Origin of the sequence: Paenibacillus sp. NPDC058367 (genome assembly GCF_042723305.1) — a bacterium.
GTDB lineage: Bacteria > Bacillota > Bacilli > Paenibacillales > Paenibacillaceae > Paenibacillus_AQ.
Genome location: NZ_JBHXIZ010000002.1, coordinates 655,631 through 671,864 on the forward strand (window position 1 = coordinate 655,631; position 16,234 = coordinate 671,864).

16 protein-coding genes are annotated in these 16,234 nt (G+C 43.3%); 11 read left to right on the forward strand and 5 right to left on the reverse strand.

From position 1 onward, the window contains the following. Positions 1–14: 14 nt before the first annotated feature. From ACFWMP_RS13640 to ACFWMP_RS13660, 5 genes are all read left to right on the forward strand, one after another. Entirely contained in the window at positions 15–464 is a 450-nt protein-coding gene (locus tag ACFWMP_RS13640) for a YlbF/YmcA family competence regulator (RefSeq protein WP_042188957.1), read from the forward strand. A 165-nt stretch (positions 465–629) separates the two neighbouring features. Continuing rightward, the gene (locus ACFWMP_RS13645) at positions 630–1,400 is read left to right on the forward strand and encodes an NUDIX domain-containing protein (protein WP_042128449.1); all 771 of its coding nucleotides are present in this window, start codon (positions 630–632) and stop codon (positions 1,398–1,400) included. 30 nt (positions 1,401–1,430) lie between these two features. Beyond that, positions 1,431–1,976, forward strand: a complete 546-nt coding sequence (locus ACFWMP_RS13650; protein WP_339241723.1) for a cysteine hydrolase family protein — start codon at positions 1,431–1,433, stop codon at positions 1,974–1,976. 46 nt (positions 1,977–2,022) lie between these two features. Continuing rightward, complete coding sequence (locus ACFWMP_RS13655; RefSeq protein WP_076283476.1) at positions 2,023–3,474, forward strand: nicotinate phosphoribosyltransferase; 1,452 nt, start codon at positions 2,023–2,025, stop codon at positions 3,472–3,474. A 100-nt stretch (positions 3,475–3,574) separates the two neighbouring features. Further along, positions 3,575–4,264 (forward strand): DUF6273 domain-containing protein, encoded by a 690-nt coding sequence (locus ACFWMP_RS13660; protein WP_339241721.1) that lies wholly within the window; start codon positions 3,575–3,577, stop codon positions 4,262–4,264. Between the two features lie 226 nt (positions 4,265–4,490). Here the strand turns inward: ACFWMP_RS13660 and ACFWMP_RS13665 are convergent, their stop codons facing one another. Then, complete coding sequence (locus tag ACFWMP_RS13665) at positions 4,491–4,946, reverse strand: hypothetical protein (protein ID WP_331281383.1); 456 nt, start codon at positions 4,944–4,946, stop codon at positions 4,491–4,493. 317 nt (positions 4,947–5,263) lie between these two features. Further along, positions 5,264–6,607: an amino acid permease gene (locus tag ACFWMP_RS13670; protein ID WP_042188951.1), complete on the reverse strand. Its 1,344-nt coding sequence runs from the start codon at positions 6,605–6,607 to the stop codon at positions 5,264–5,266. Between the two features lie 322 nt (positions 6,608–6,929). Between ACFWMP_RS13670 and ACFWMP_RS13675 the strand changes: the two genes are divergently transcribed. From ACFWMP_RS13675 to ACFWMP_RS13685, 3 genes are all read left to right on the forward strand, one after another. After that, a complete protein-coding gene (locus tag ACFWMP_RS13675) occupies positions 6,930–7,940 on the forward strand; it encodes a 2-oxoacid:acceptor oxidoreductase family protein (RefSeq protein WP_076283479.1) in 1,011 nt (336 codons plus the stop codon). A gap of 25 nt (positions 7,941–7,965) precedes the next feature. Beyond that, positions 7,966–10,272: a thiamine pyrophosphate-dependent enzyme gene (locus ACFWMP_RS13680; protein WP_339265161.1), complete on the forward strand. Its 2,307-nt coding sequence runs from the start codon at positions 7,966–7,968 to the stop codon at positions 10,270–10,272. Positions 10,273–10,642: 370 nt separating this feature from the next. Further along, positions 10,643–11,347, forward strand: coding sequence for a hypothetical protein (locus ACFWMP_RS13685; RefSeq protein WP_379423937.1), 705 nt, complete (start codon positions 10,643–10,645; stop codon positions 11,345–11,347). A gap of 419 nt (positions 11,348–11,766) precedes the next feature. Here ACFWMP_RS13685 and ACFWMP_RS13690 read toward each other — a convergent pair whose 3' ends face one another. Together ACFWMP_RS13690 and ACFWMP_RS13695 are read right to left on the reverse strand one after the other, a co-directional pair. After that, on the reverse strand, positions 11,767–11,979 hold the full coding sequence (locus ACFWMP_RS13690; RefSeq protein WP_081951146.1) for a hypothetical protein: 213 nt from the start codon (positions 11,977–11,979) through the stop codon (positions 11,767–11,769). Between the two features lie 99 nt (positions 11,980–12,078). Beyond that, complete coding sequence (locus ACFWMP_RS13695; RefSeq protein ID WP_379423938.1) at positions 12,079–12,591, reverse strand: MogA/MoaB family molybdenum cofactor biosynthesis protein; 513 nt, start codon at positions 12,589–12,591, stop codon at positions 12,079–12,081. A 172-nt stretch (positions 12,592–12,763) separates the two neighbouring features. Here ACFWMP_RS13695 and ACFWMP_RS13700 point away from each other — a divergent pair, with 172 nt between their 5' ends. From ACFWMP_RS13700 to ACFWMP_RS13710, 3 genes are all read left to right on the forward strand, one after another. Continuing rightward, complete coding sequence (locus ACFWMP_RS13700) at positions 12,764–13,789, forward strand: CobW family GTP-binding protein (RefSeq protein WP_379423939.1); 1,026 nt, start codon at positions 12,764–12,766, stop codon at positions 13,787–13,789. Between the two features lie 94 nt (positions 13,790–13,883). After that, a complete protein-coding gene (locus ACFWMP_RS13705; RefSeq protein ID WP_042128424.1) occupies positions 13,884–14,231 on the forward strand; it encodes a four-helix bundle copper-binding protein in 348 nt (115 codons plus the stop codon). Between the two features lie 241 nt (positions 14,232–14,472). Next, a complete protein-coding gene (locus ACFWMP_RS13710; protein ID WP_379423940.1) occupies positions 14,473–14,937 on the forward strand; it encodes a hypothetical protein in 465 nt (154 codons plus the stop codon). Here ACFWMP_RS13710 and ACFWMP_RS13715 read toward each other — a convergent pair. Continuing rightward, positions 14,914–16,167, reverse strand: a complete 1,254-nt coding sequence (locus tag ACFWMP_RS13715) for a winged helix-turn-helix domain-containing protein (RefSeq protein WP_379423941.1) — start codon at positions 16,165–16,167, stop codon at positions 14,914–14,916. The genes ACFWMP_RS13710 and ACFWMP_RS13715 overlap by 24 nt on opposite strands. Positions 16,168–16,234 lie beyond the last annotated feature (67 nt).

Here is a 16,234-nt window from a genome sequence, read left to right on the forward strand (position 1 = left end):
TGGGGAGATGGCTTGTGAGTACAGAGGAACAACGTTTGAATAAATATGGAATGAAGACTTATAATACCCGTGACTTGATCGTACGCGAGGATATTATGGGTAAAGCCAAAGAACTGGCTACATTGATCTCGACAAGTGAAGAAGTAAAGCATTTTCAGCAGGCTGAGCAAAAAATCCTGAACCACGAGCGTGTACAAGGCCTGATTGCAACGATTAAGAAAAAGCAGAAGGAGATTGTTGCCTTCGAAAGCTTTAAAAATAAAGATATGGTAGCCAAGATCGAGCGTGAAATTGAAGTGTTGCAGGATGAAATTGACGGCATTCCAGTCGTGAACGAATTTCAGCAGAGCCAGAGTGACATCAATTATCTACTCCAGCTTGTCATTTCCGTGATTAGAGATACCGTTTCGGAAAAAATAAATGTGGAAGCCGGCACCGAGGCGCCTCCGACCACATGCGGATAACCCACACTCAGTTTAGGGGGCGGATGCAGATCCGCCCCTTTAAGTTTCACACTATACATAATCCTAATCTTTCTATGTCCAGTTGTTGATTTTAGAAGTTAAGGTTTGGTACATTTAAAGATACGAATTAGTAAAATTATAGCTTCGGAAAAGGATGGGGCAAATATGAGCGAAAATGGGGAACAAACCTATAACGCCAAAAAATATCGTACACCGGACGGAGTTCCGGCCGACATCGTAATGTTTACACTGACCAAACGCGAACGTAAGACGGTCACGAAGACGCTTCCCTTACGTGAGCTTAAGGTAATGTTAATTAGACGAAAGAAATGGCCATGTGCTGGAATGTGGGCTCTCCCAGGCGGATTCTGTCAGGAGGATGAGTCCATTTATGCTGCGGCTACACGTGAACTCAAAGAAGAGACTGGTGTAGATGGTGGTCATTTGGAATATCTGGGCGTTTACAGTACACCAGGCCGCGACCCTCGCGGATGGATTATCAGTCATGCTTTTTTTGCCCTTGTAGAAGAATGGATGTTGGAGCAAAGACAAGCTTCGGATGATGCTGGCGAGGTAGGATTATTTACATTGCAGGAAGCACTTGAAGAGCTGGAGCTCGCTTTTGACCACCATGATATCATCAAGGATGCATACTTGCGTATTCAACAACAAATGCTTCAGACTACGATCGCAAGACAGTTTTTACCTAGACATTTTACCCTTAGTGAGCTCTATCAAGTCATTCAAACGGTAGTGCCGGAATTTAAGGAACCGAATTTTATTCGTAAAATCACTTCAACACGTAGTCGTCAGGGTATATTAAAAGAAGTAAGAGATGAAGAGGGAAATGCGCTTAGTTCAAATCAATACTCCCAGCGTCCCGCACAGCTCTATATGTTCACAGATCATGAGCCTTTGTTATCCATCTACACGTAATGGCTTAAATCAGGAGAGGGGATTAATCTCATGAAAGCACTAATAGTGATCGACTTTACGAATGATTTTGTTAACGGAAATCTGCCGGTTGGTCAGTCAGCCGTAGATATCGAGCCTAGAATCAGCCAATTAACGTCGGAGTTTGTCCAAAGTGGCGATTATGTCGTTATGGCCGTGGATTTACATGAAGAGAATGACCCTTACCATCCGGAGAGCAAACTTTTTCCTCCTCATAATATAAGCGGGAGTGAAGGACGTGAGTTGTTCGGAGGTTTGAAGTCTGTGTATGAACACAACCGCGATTCCATCTATTGGATGGACAAAACGCGTTATAGCGCTTTTAGTGGAACTGATCTGGAAATCAAGCTGCGGGAGCGTGGCATTACTGAACTTCATTTAATTGGGGTCTGCACAGATATTTGTGTACTGCACACAGCAGTGGATGCATATAACAAAGGGTTTGCAATTATTGTGCACGAAGATGCAGTTGCCAGCTTTAATCCAAAGGGACATACTTGGGCGTTAGAACATTTCCGGGAAAGTTTAGGAGCAGACGTTGTTAAGGCATATTACTAGAACAGAACATACACATATAGCAGCGTAGATATTAGGAGATGAGGACTTGAGAAGAGAACTTGCGCTACATACTGATAAATATCAGATTAATATGATGTACGCTCACTGGGTGAATGGAACTCATAAACGGAAGGCTGTATTTGAGGCTTATTTCCGTAAGCTACCTTTCGGTAACGGCTATGCTGTGTTCGCAGGTTTAGAGCGTATTGTTGGTTATATCGGCGGTTTACGGTTTACCGAAGATGATATCCGTTATTTGTCTGAGCAAGAAGAAAACTATGCTCCCGCTTTTTTGGAGGAACTGTTGCAGTTTCATTTTCAGGGAACCGTTCATTCGATGAAAGAAGGCGCTTTGATTTTTCCAGATGAGCCATTAATCCGTGTGGAAGGGACAATTATGGAGGCTCAGCTAGTGGAGACAGCCATTCTGAACTTCATGAACTACCAGACGTTGATCGCTACTAAGGCTTCACGAATTAAGCAGGTGGCTCCGAATGACATCTTGCTGGAGTTTGGTACCCGGCGTGCGCAAGAAGCAGATGCAGCGGTGTGGGGGGCTAGAGCAGCGTATATTGGCGGCTTTGATGCTACTTCTAACATGCTCGCAGGCAAAATGTTTAGTATTCCGACCAAGGGAACACATGCACATTCCTGGGTTCAGAGCTTTGGCAGCGAGCAGGAGGCTTTTGATGCCTATGCTAAGGTGATGCCGGACGAAGTTACGCTATTGGTCGACACCTTTGATACACTCCGTAGTGGGGTGCCTAATGCAATCAATACAGCCAAGAAGCTTGAGGCACAAGGTAAAAAAATGGTCGGTATCCGTTTGGATAGCGGTGACTTGGCTTATCTATCTCGTCAAGCGCGTAAGATGTTGGATGATGCTGGCCTGGATTATGTGAAGATAGTCGCTTCCAACGATTTGGATGAGAACACGATCATGGATCTGAAGCTGCAAGGCGCAGCAATTGATACTTGGGGTGTGGGTACACAACTAATCACCGCCTCTGACCAACCCTCTCTGGGTGGCGTCTACAAGCTGGTGGAAATTGAATCCGCTACTGGAGAAATGATCCCGACGATCAAGATTTCCTCCAATCCTGAAAAAGTATCCACGCCTGGCAAGAAGGACGTATTCCGGATCATCGGTAAAAATGGCAAAGCGCTTGCGGATTATATCTGCTTTCCAGAAGAGGAAGCTCCACGTAACGGTGCGCGGTTGAAGCTGTTTAATCCGCTGCATCCATACATGCATAAGTATGTCGAGCGTTATGAGGCATTGCCTATGCTAGAACCGATATACGTTAACGGATTTCAAGTGTATACTTTGCCGGATTTGAATGAGGTTCGCCGTTATCATCGGGAGCAAAAGGACCTATTCTGGCCGGAGTATCAACGTAAGCTGAATCCCGAAGTATATCGGGTGAATTTAAGTGAAAAGGTCTGGACTAGCAAGCAGCAGTTAATCGCTGAGCATATACGACCGGATATTGAATAGATTTTGCAGGATTAATTCTGTCAACATTGTTAACGCGGGAGAGTGATATACCCGCGTTTTTTTGTTTTTTCGGAGGCTTGTAAATAAGGAGGAGAACTTAATGGAAAAGGGGAAGCTTGCTTTAGCGCCGAACAGGAACGTTAAGCCAGGTGAAATCATTACTTTCGGCACGTATTCACAATCGAAGGATGGTAAAGCGCTGCCGATTGAATGGCGTGTTCTCCATAACTCAGGTAGCGAACTGTTCGTTTTGAGCGAGGACATTTTGGAATGCAAGAGGTATCACGGCAAGAGCGCAGATATTAAATGGCGTGATTGCGTGGATATTACGTGGCACGACTGTGATTTGCGTGAGTGGCTGAACGATGAATTCTATAACAGTGCATTCAATGCTGCCGAGAAGGAATTAATAAAGACGACCCGTTGCTCAGATAACGGAGAGGGTACCCCAGATACAGAGGACAATGTTTTTTTGCTTAGCGTTGATGAAATAAAGGCATTCTCAGAGGTACACGGCAAAGAACTACGGCGTGCGGTTGGCACGGAATTTGCTAAAATGAAAAAGTATGATGGATGCAGCTTATACGTATATGATAAAACGGATAAAGATAACTATATAATCAAAGACGGCGAAGAAGTTGGCTGCTCTTGGTGGTGGCTGCGAACACAGGGAAACAAACCTTCACGTGCGTTTTTTGTCGGACCGAGTTACAGTATTCGCAGCTATGCGAATGTCAGTGTAGCCCGTGACGGCGTCCGTCCCGCTATGGTAATTAATCTTCCACGATAAAGACAATCGGTTTTGAGTGGCAATAATTAAAAAGAGGCGTGTTCCTCTCTTCGCTAATGTGAAGAACAAGGGATACACCTCTTTTTATTAAGTATTATTAATACACACTGGAAGATCTTGTATCTCAATTATTTAAACATCTAAAGCTTGAAATTTAAAAAGAGATTCTCGATTTCCAAAGATCGACTTCTTGGTGCCTGCAAAATTACACATCCCATTATTATAACTACAGTCCGATAAACATATTTCTACTAAACGGCCCCCAGTTTGCCCCTGTGTACCCTGATCTCCCCTCTAAATTAACAAAACAAGGGAGCAAGATATACAGAACACCCATAGTAGCATTTGTATTGAAGGTCATAACAAATCTCATTTTTGAATTATCAATTGCAGCTATCATACCCTTATCAGCACGAATTGTATTCTCTCTAGTAAGGGCCTCTCCCATTCCCACACTAGCTATGTCATTTGGATTTGGCATATTACTTCTTATCCAATAATTCGAAATATTTGTTGCAGATGCTAAATCCGCAGGTTGATCGTAAGTAACTAAAATTTGATTCAAAGCAATTTGTCTTGCCTCCACTACGACAGGATGAGGCATCACCATTTCTCTATCGTCAACAGTTGTATTCCTCATCCTATTGGGATAAATCATAGTAGAATTATTATACATAGACATTCTGTTCCCTCCATTATTAATTAAAATAGTCATTTGTCACGAGACATTGTATGTAAAGGAGTCATGATTAGTGTTAGATAAACGAATATACAAAAAAAAGCGCGGGAGAGTGATGTTCCTGCGTTTTTTTGTTTTTTGTCAAAACGAAAAAGTCCGATGGATTCATAACCAAAGACGGCGAAGAAGTTGGCCGCTCATGGTGGTGGCTGCGAGCACGTTTTGAACGGCAACAATTAAAAGAGGCGTATCCCTCTCTTCACGAATGTGAAGAACAAGGGATACACCTCTTTTTGATACATGGGTCCGAGCTAGAACCTTTAATTCTTTTTCTTGAATTTTAAGAACGACCAAATCGTAAGCATCAACAGAACTGCTAGGCATGTTCCTATACTGATACGGTTCTGAACATCGAAGAGAAAAGAAACCGCGATAACAGTTAAACAAACCAGTGTAACAACGGTTATATAAGGAAATCCCCATACCTTAAAGGTTGGTTCTTTCGGATAGGATTTTCTCAGTTTAAGTTGTGACATACAAATGCTGATCCATACGAGAATAACCACAAAGCCTGGAACAGCCATTAGCAAACGGAACAATCCATCCTGGGCGAAGTACGCTAACAAGGAACCAATAACAAGAACAACGGCACAGAGCTTCAGACTGTTGATGGGTACACCTTTTGCAGAGGTTTTTGCCAAGCTGCGTGGTGCTTCGCCCTGTGACGCCATAGAATGCAGCATCCGAGTGGCGCCATAAATACCAGAATTGGCAGCAGAGAGCACCGCTGTAATCAGAATAAAGTTCATGATGTGATCGGCACCCTTAAGTCCTGTTGCGGCTAATACCTGAACAAACGGGCTTGTATGCTCATTCAGTTGATTCCAGGGTATTAATCCACAGATGATTAGGATCGGTAAGGTATAGAACAGAATAACGCGCAGAATGAAGCTTTTGACAACCTTAGGTAAGACCTTCTCTGCATCCTGTGTCTCCGTCAAGGTTAGCCCAATCAACTCTGACCCACCGTAGGAGAACATGACGACAAGAAGGGCAGAGAAAATGGGGGCCCAGCCTCTCGGGAGAAATCCACCATAGTCTGTAAAGTTGTGTAAGTAAGGCGTAGCCTCAGACATAGGCAACAGTCCAAAAATTAATGAGCTTCCTAAGATAATGAAGATGATGATCATTGCGATTTTGATCCCGGCTAACCAAAACTCCGTTTCTCCATAACCACCTACACTCATCATGTTGATGCCGATAATTAGAGCTCCACTTGCAAGACTAAGCAGCCATAAAGGAACATCCGGTAACCAGTATTGCAAGAAGCTGCCCGCTGCCAGCACTTCAATTACACAAACGGTCAACCACATGAAGCAATATAACCAGCCCACGATAAAGGAGAGTCGTTCTCCAAAAGCCTCACGGATGAAGTCCTTCATATTCCTATTCGGGTACACCGTAGCCATTTCGGCTATTGCCCCCATGACCACTAAGAGTAGCAGGCCTGCTAATACATAAGTAAGAATAACCGCAGGTCCGGCAATGCTTATGGTCTCAGAACTTCCTTTAAAAATCCCCGTACCGATTACTCCGCCCATCGCCATAAAGCTGATATGCCGAGGAAGCAATTTCTTCTGTAATGATGCTTCGTTTGACTTCACAATTAATGCCTCCTAAGCTGTCTTCGAAAAATTACACCAAGCATCAGTTTATCCTGAAACGGACTAGTTGAAAAGTAAAAATAACACACATTTTTATGAAGAGACATGACTTTTCACTGGAGTGTGATATTTATCATGAAGAATGTGATGAATTTAACATCTTAATTTTTAATTTTATTGCTAAATAAAAGTAGCTAAATAAGCTTAGGTAACACATGGAAAATGCAAGATTTGTCACTTCGCGACTTGCAAAATCAAGATACAATCGTTGAAAAAGTCAAAAGGATATTATACGGATGACATTCTGAAAGGGGCTATGTCGGTGGTACAGTTACCAAAAGTGAACGAACTCGGATTTTTTGAGATTCGTCTGGAATCAATTGGAGGGCTAGGCGCGAACTTAGCTGGTAAAATGCTTGCAGAAGCAGGCGTTGTCGGTGCTGGAATGAATGGAGTGAGCTTTTCATCCTATGGTTCTGAGAAAAAGGGATCAGCGGTAAAGGCACATATCCGTTTTTGTGATTTGAACACACATATTCGTGACACTTCGCCGGTAGAACGACCTCACGTCGTAGGCATATTCCATGAAGCGTTGGCAAAGACCGTCAACGTGACTAGCGGAATTTATGATCATAGCACGGTGCTAGTGAACTCGGCTAAGTCGCCAGAAGAATTGAAGTCCTCCCTGAACATGATGGCAGGAACTATAGCAGTAGTTGATGCTACATCAATCGCATTAGATGAGAAGAACCGCGTAAACATGGCAATGTTAGGTGCGTTGTTCCGGATGTGTGATTTCTTGGATCCTGAAATTATGAAGGGTGTTATCGAGAAATCACTTGGCAAAAAATATCCGCAGGCTGTTCAATCCGCACTAACTACTTTCGAACGTGGATTTAATGAAGTTACTTTCATGCATTTCCCTTTGCCTGAAGGTGCGATTATGCCTGAGTTCGTTCGGTCTGATATTTCGGCCTTAGGTTATGAAACTCAGCCTATTGGTGGTACCATTACGAATCCTGGCAGCAGCTTTTTAAAGAATCTTAGCATTTCAAGATCCGGTTTATTGCCTCATTTTAAATTAGAGGATTGTATTCATTGTGCGCAGTGCGATACGGTATGTCCTGATTTATGTTTTGTTTGGGATGAGCAGCCTGATAAGAAGGGACGTCCGCAAATGTTCCTGCAAGGCATTGATTATCAATACTGCAAAGGCTGTTTAAAATGCGTAGAAGCTTGTCCTACAACAGCTTTGTCTGGCGAACGCGAGGAAGATGGCTACGCTGAGAGCCATACAGTCCGGCATATTTTTGATCTTGTTACTGAGGCTTAATTAACGGAGGAAAGGTGGAACACACGTGGCTATTGATTATGAAAAAGAAGTAGGCTCTACGAAGGTAGAGCAGAAATTCCTATATGAATCCGGTAATGAAATGGCGGCTTATGCTGCCCATCAGATAAATTATCATGTCATGGGTTATTTTCCGATCTCCCCATCGACAGAAGTCGCTCAATTTCTAGATACCATGAAAGCGAACGGTCAGCATGATATTATGCTTATTCCATCAGATGGCGAACACAGTTCTGCAGGAATCTGTTATGGAGCTTCGACGGCTGGCGGACGTGTATTTAATGCTACCAGTGCTCAAGGTTATATGTTCATGCTAGAGCAATTGCCGGTACAAGCTGGTACACGGATGCCTATGGTAATGAATTTGATCTGCCGCTCGATATCCGGTCCGCTTAATATTCATGGTGACCATTCTGATTTGTATTTTGCGCTAAATACGGGCTGGCCGATTCTGATGTGCCGTGATCCACAATCCGTTTATGATATGAATCTGATGGCACTTAAGCTTGCTGAGCACGCAAAAGTGCGTCTTCCAGTAATGGTAGCATCAGATGGGTATTTTACTTCTCACCAGAAACGTCGAGTACAGGCATTTACTCACCGTGAGGATGTTCATAAATTCGTTGGCCCACAACCACCGGTAGGCTTCACAGATACACTAGACCGCAATAATCCAGTTACCGTAGGTCCTTACATGAACGAACCTGATTATATCAACAACCGTTATCAGCAGTCGGTAGCGATGTATAATGCGGGTGAAGTCTTCGAAGAAATTGCTAAGGAATTCGCTGAATTGACTGGACGCCACTATCCAATGATCGAAGAGTATCGGATGGAAGATGCGGAAGTAGCCGTATTCTTGATGAACTCTGCCTCAGAGATTATTAAAGATGTTGTGGATCAGCTTCGTTTGCAAGGGATCAAAGCAGGTGCAATTTCGCCGAATATGATTCGTCCTTTCCCGCAGAAGCAAATGGCTGAAGCGCTGAAAAATGTTAAGGCAATCACCGTAGGCGACCGTGCGGATTCGGTTGGTGGTCACGGCGGTAATATGGTAAATGAGATCAAGGCAGCCTTGTTCACCTATGGTAACACTACTACAAAGGTAATTAGCCGTATTTACGGGTTGGGCGGTAAGGACTTCTACGCAGAAGATGGTCATGCATTCTTCCAATTAGCATTGGATGCCGTTGCTGCAGACCGTGTTGAAGTTCCATTTGACTACTATGGTCACAATCCAGGTGCACCGGACAAAGCGCCACAGCGTCTATTGAAGCCGATGGACTTTGATTCGCTGAAGACAGGATTAATTACGGTTAAACAGGATGAAGCAACAGGGAAATTAAGTGTGCGGATACCCCCACTGCGCAGCTTGACGAAGAAACCTAAACGGCTTGCACCAGGTCATGGCGCTTGTCCAGGCTGTGGGATTTTCTCAGGACTGGAGACGTTCTTCAAAGGCATCGAAGGGGATATCGTAGCGCTTTATCACACGGGTTGTGCGATGGTAACAACTACGGGTTATCCATATTCTTCTCATAAATCTACGTTTATTCATAACCTGTTCCAAAATGGTGCAGCTACCTTATCCGGTGTCGTAGAAATGTTCTGGGAACGCAAACGCCGTGGTGAATTGGACGGACTTGGGCTTCAAGACGACTTCACATTTGTAATGGTAACTGGTGATGGCGGTATGGACATCGGAATGGGACCTGCGATTGGGGCTGCACTACGCGGTCACAAAATGATTATCGTAGAGTACGATAACGAAGGTTACATGAACACAGGTGCACAGCAGTCCTATTCCACACCACTGGGTCACCGTACATCTACATCAAGCATTGGTAAGAATCAGCAAGGTAAAGTTACACAGCATAAGGATACTGCGCAAATCATGGCAGCTACTAACATTCCATATGTCTTCACAGGTTCCGAAGCTTACCCGCAGGATCTTGTGAAGAAAGCGGCAAAAGCACAATGGTACGCTCAGAACGAAGGACTTGTGTACGGTAAAATCCTGATCGCATGCCCACTGAACTGGATGTCTGAGGATAAAGAGGGTACCAACATCGTTTCGCTGGCTGTTGAATCTTGCTTTTTCCCTCTATATGAAGTGGAGCACGGTTCTACGAATATTACGTACAATCCAGAGGATAAGGGCAAACGCGTTGAGCTCTCCGCTTGGTTGAAGACAATGGGCAAAACCCGTCATTTACTGAAGCCTGAGAATGAGCCGGCTTTACGCAGCTTCGAGGCAGAAGTGGAGCGTCGCTGGAATCGTCTGAAAGCGAAACATGAGCATCCTGATTTGTAAAATATAATGATTCATAACCCGGCAGATTAGTCTGTCGGGTTATTTTTTAATTAACTTTATAGAACAGATTTGTCATTGACATTAAATACGTCAAAATTATCGCTAATACTTCGTATGTGGATGCTGTACAGGAGATTCAGGGGGGTTCAAGGGTTCGGAAGATCGGAATGCTTATGAACAGAATTCACAAAGCGTCCTTTTTTAGATGGGAGATCTCTGATGTCATGATTCAATTTGTAGCCAATTATCCAGATTCTTTTTTAAGGGCTGAGTAATCATTTGGAGTTGTAAGACATGCTGGGAGTCCTCTTGGTGCCACCTTGGATGTGGTATTATATGGAGAATGTAGGAGAGAGGAGGACTGATTTTAATGAGCTGGATCTTTTGGATTTGTTTTATTGTTTCTTTACTAGTTTCCTATTGGGATCAGCGAAAAACATTGAGATTAAAGGATTGGGCGTTAATTATTGGGGCTTTTTTACTTTGTGAGTTCTACGTCAATTTCTCTGGGTTACTGATTCCTGTAGGTTTTATCATTGGATTGATTATTATGAAAAAAAAGAAGCAGTTTCTTTTTTCAAAAGCACTTATTTTTGGGTTGATTAGTGTCTGTGTTATTTTCTATGGTCCTAAGATTAGTTTGAATGAAATCCATGAGCTAACGAAGGCTAATAAATATACAGAGCAATTTAATCAGATTAAATCCGTTTCACAATTTTCCGTCGAATCAGATATTAACGATGTACTTCGGACGTCAGCCAATCAATTAAAAGATAATAATCCAAAGTCAGAAATACCTGTAGAGGATCCTCATGTAGCCTTCAGTATATGGGTTCTCCAGCATAGAGATGTAGCAATTAAGGATTTAGATTGGTTATGGTATGAGGCTCCGTTAGAATTACATTATTATTGGCAATCTAACCGCCCAGATCAGCGGGTTACATTGGAATACGTTTTTTTTAATGAGGTTGGATACATGGGTGTGTTTGAAAGAGAGAATGAGAAGGAACCCTACTATCTGCGGAAGATATATGAGTTTGATCGGTTGAAAACATTTAATCCACAGATCCCTTGATCATATAAAAATGGAGGTTATTCACTAAACTACGACTTATGAAGGGATATTTACGCGTGAAAAGTCAAAATCGGACACAGTTGATCTTAAACGCAGCTTTTTCACACATTTCAAATGTTAACGGACTCCAGTGCAGCTATTAGCATGAAAAACAACAAAAAAGAGCCCTTTTCGAAGAAATAGGGACTCTGAAGTCCGAAACTCTTCTAAAAAGGCTGAAAACTAGCGAATAATGTCAACTGGGTCCGACAGCCTCTGGGAATATAATCTAAATACACAGAGCAGCGAATCTATGAAAATAGAATAATACACAAGCAGTCAAATGTTTTCTACAGAAAAAAGCGAGAGAAGACCCAATGCATTTTGCACGGGTCTGTCTCTCATTTATAGGGGACTTTTAATAGTGTTGTGAAGTAGAGTTATCTTCCGCCTCTAGGCATCATGGAGTTATCAACAAATACATCTTTAACAGAATAAGTGTAGCAATGGCGAGGTACGGGTACACAGTGGTGACGTCTTACGATTTCAACTGGATGAATCACATTTACTACTTGTGGGTGGAAGTGATCTTGATAAACCACTTTAGGTGGGTCAGTAACCGTTTGGGCCGGGCATTTTGGACATTCAGACATTTCCTTCAGCTCCTTTTGTGTGTGGACTTACCGTATTATACGCACAGAACAAAAGCCTGCTTGGTTGTTTGTCTATTGTATTTAAAAATGGGTATTTGCTTAACGCTTGTAAATTTCACGCATAACATGGCGAAGTTCCGGGATAATTAACCGTTCCATAGCCAGTTTTACGGCTCCAGTAGAGCCAGGCATAGAAAAGATAGCGGTCTTTCCCATGGTGCCTGCAATGGCTCGACTAAGAATAGCTGCCGAACCGATGTCCTCTGTGAAGCTTAGCATCCGAAAAATTTCACCGAAGCCGGGTAATGTTTTATCTAGCAAAGAGGCAACAGCTTCATACGTCGTATCCCGTGGAGAAATCCCTGTTCCACCTGTCATGAGTACAGCTTCTATTCCGGCGTGGTCAACACATTTATACAATAGCTCACGAATATCCTGATAATTATCTTTCGTAATGGTGCTGCCTATCACTTCATACCCGGCTTCTTCGAGCATAGATTTAATCAAAGCTCCTCCGGTATCTGTTTCAATAGTTCTGGTGTCCGAGACAGTAATGATATAGCAGGAAACGGTTTGAGGCGCTTCTTTCCGATGTTCTTCAACAGATGACAAATGGCTCAACTCCTAGATTAGAGATGTTATCATGATAGGGTATGGCAGAAGTAAAGACAAGCTTACTTGTACTCACAAAATTCAGCAGGAATTTGGGGTGCCGCTTGCGTGCTTCGCGCGCATGTAGTACACTCGCTACACATAACTGTAATTTGCTGGGGAGCGATGAAACATGGAACAGGTCGTACCTGTGTATATATTGTCAGGATTTCTGGGGAGCGGCAAAACAACACTGCTGCAGCGCCTACTTGATCATTGGAAAAATCAGGGTTTACGCCCAGCAGTAGTGATGAATGAGCTGGGTGAAGTGAATTTAGATGGATTGCTAGTTGAGCAAACTGTCCCTATGGCAGAACTACTTGGTGGATGCATATGCTGTTCTATCCGAAGTGATCTTAGTACAGAACTTGCAACACTGATCAAGAAAGAGACTCCGGATGTTGTAGTGATCGAGGCAACAGGCGCTGCCAATCCGCTGGAAATTGTGGATGGCGTAACCGAGATTTCGTTGTATCAAAAAGTAGAACTGAAAAGCTTGATCACCGTCGTTGACGCCGCGCATCTTCTTGAACTGTATCGCGCACAGCAGGGGGCAACTTATCGTTTGATGCAGGAGCAGATTCGCTGCGCTTCTGTCTTGCTATTGAATAAAATTGACCGTGTAACCGCTGAAGAGGCGGAGGAGGTTAACGTTGTACTGCGGAAATGGAACGCTTATGCACCCATTCTGCCAACTGTGCGTTGTGAGGTGGAACCGGAGGAACTGCTGCGTGATGCAGGTGGAGTTCTTACGGATAAACAGCTGGAAGAGGTTGAGGACGCGAGCGAAAGCTTCTTGCATGATGAAGATGAACACACTACTGGTGGCACACATACTAGCCACGATCATGTGATGGCGTACACACATTATTTTAAACGTCCAGTAAACAGTGAAGAATTCGAACAGTTCGTTAAGGAATTGCCGCGTGATGTTTATAGAGCTAAAGGTATTGTGACCTTTAATGACACCTCCAGCCGGTTTCTTTTCCAATATGCCTATCGTGAAGCTGATTTTATGAAAATCACACCACAAGGCGAAGTGCCTGACGTTGCCGTATTTATCGGCGAACATTTCTCATCAAATGAACTGCGCACTAGATTACTGGAGATGGAGGGACGTACCTTCGTTCGTCCTAGTACAGTTAAGAGAAGTCTATAATCAGATCTCCTTGTCAGAAGTTGTAATGGTTCATTCCTAATCTTGTAGGTTAATAGTATCGCATACCCTATAAAAATACAGGAGGTTTAAGGCTATGACCCGAATTCAATATCAGGAGTGCATTGACGCTTGTTTAGAAAGTATGAATGCCTGTAATTATAGCTATGTCTCAAGCCTAAAAGAATATGATCTTGCTTCTCTGCGTGAAAGCATGCGGCTAGATCGTGAATGTGCGGATATTTGTTCATATGCCGTACAAGCGATGACTCGCCAAAGTCCGTTTGTAGCCGGAATTCTCCGTCTGTGTGCCGAAATTTGTGAAGCCTGTGCAGATGAAAGCAGCAAGCATATACATACACATTGTCAGGAATGTATTGATGCCTGCCGTAGATGTGCTGAGGCATGCCGTTTGATTAGCGATGCGGTTGAAGTATACGCGTAAGGTTGTATACCCAACCTAACTATATAATAAGCAAATGACCAGACCATTGCTGTGGATGTACAGCATGGTCTGTTTTTCTTTTTAGCACAAGGCTAGATTAAATTTCGTTTCTAGAAGAGGAAATATGTAGGGAACTGGAGAATTAACAGTAGATATGAAGCGAACATAAACTTCTCCGATTCACCTGGATGATATCAGTTTATTATAGCTCTGGCAGGCCGAACAGAAGTGGAGGGGAAAGATGAAGCATACACAAGTACCAGAGAGTGAACAATCCAAGGAGTTATTTGCGTATTTTGGACTAGCAGTTTATTATGGTCAAGCTCTAGAACAGCAGTTGACCAATTTGTTATTGCTCACCAAATTATCACAAGGGAAGACGCCCACTGAAGCAGATCTGACTGATTTGTATCAGCGAAAACTCAGCAATTCTCTCGGTCAACTCATCAAAGAAATTCAGCATCACTTTCCTTTCTCAGAGCAAGAAACCGCTCAGCTAGAAGAAGTGTGGAAGCAGCGTAACCATATCGTTCATGATTATTTCAAGGAACGGATACAAGAAACGTTCACCCCCGCTGGAAGGGCGAAAATGATTGAGGAGTTAAAACGATTCAAAAATAAGGCAAGAAGGCTAGAGATCAAATTACAAAGCTATTGTACAGAAATGTTCACGAAACTGGGGTTAGAAGAGGAAACTTTGCACTAATAACCCTTCTAATCCGCACTCCTCTACAACCTCCGGTCTAAAATGAATCTTAGAAGCTCTAACGCAGCGTGACAGTGCAGATAGAGCTTCGCCTAATGCCGGAAGCATCTCTGGCGTTAGGTGTTCACCGGGTTCCCACCACCAATTCATAATGTTCAATGTTTGGCTCTTCTTATCCATCACCGGTTCAAATCTCGCAATAAAACGATCATTATATAATATAGGCAGTACATAATAACCATACTCCCGTTCCAAGGCTGGTTTATAGACTTCCCAGCGGTAATGAAATCCAAATAATTGTCGGATCAGCTCTCGATCCCATATCAAGTTATCGAGTGGAGCTAAGACAGCCGCAAACGAATAACTTGAATGACTCTCAGCATCTTCAGACTCCTGCTGTATTACAGCTTCTAAAGTTAGAGCGTCCATGCTACGGATGTAGAGTGGAAGCTTAATACCCTCCACTAGAACTTCTCTGAGACTGTCTGCCATTAACAGTCTTTGAATCGCTTCAGTACGTTCCTTGCTCTTTAGACCAGAAATTCCAAGCCATCCGTCGCCAGATTTATTCCATAACAGTCCGATGCTACCTATTCTACGCAGCACATACCAATCATGAAATTGTTCATCAGTGGGGTTAGGGTCTTCAGTGTTTAAAAGATTATGAGGAAGCAGGCGTTCAGTGAAATCGTAATACCGACGGGTATGAACACGATGATGAACGACTACTTCCCCCCAAAAGTACATACTTTCCAAAGCGGCCCGGGTTAATCTAGCCGGAGCCCAAGCCCAATCCACCTTATCCTTACCATCTAGATCCAGAGAGGAGAGGGGGCCGCGCTTTAATAGCTCTCCACGAACCTGTTCTACTGTAGCCATTACTGGCTCATTGGCCCGATGGTGTGTGGCTGATGCCTCTCTTCTGCGTTTAAAATAAGGCCAGTCCTCTGTACAATAAATGGACATGTTCTTGTCCCAGCCATCTATTAGAAGTCGGTCTTGATACAGTAGCTCTTGGGCTTGCTCAGGTGTGAAACCGGGAACTCGTGCTTGGAGGACAAGCTCATGGTTATGGCCTGCGATGTTAAGTGGATCATATTGGATACAGCCTACGTGACGAACATAATCATAAATACTAAGTTTACCTGCAGGTAGAGCGCTCCTAGTTAACTTTTGGTGAGCCAGGAGAAAAAGTCGAGCTTGCTTCTTAGTTATAGTGTATGTACGCATCAAATGCCTCCTTCACCTATATGTATTATTTTTCATTTTACAGAACAAACGTTCTAATATCAAGTAT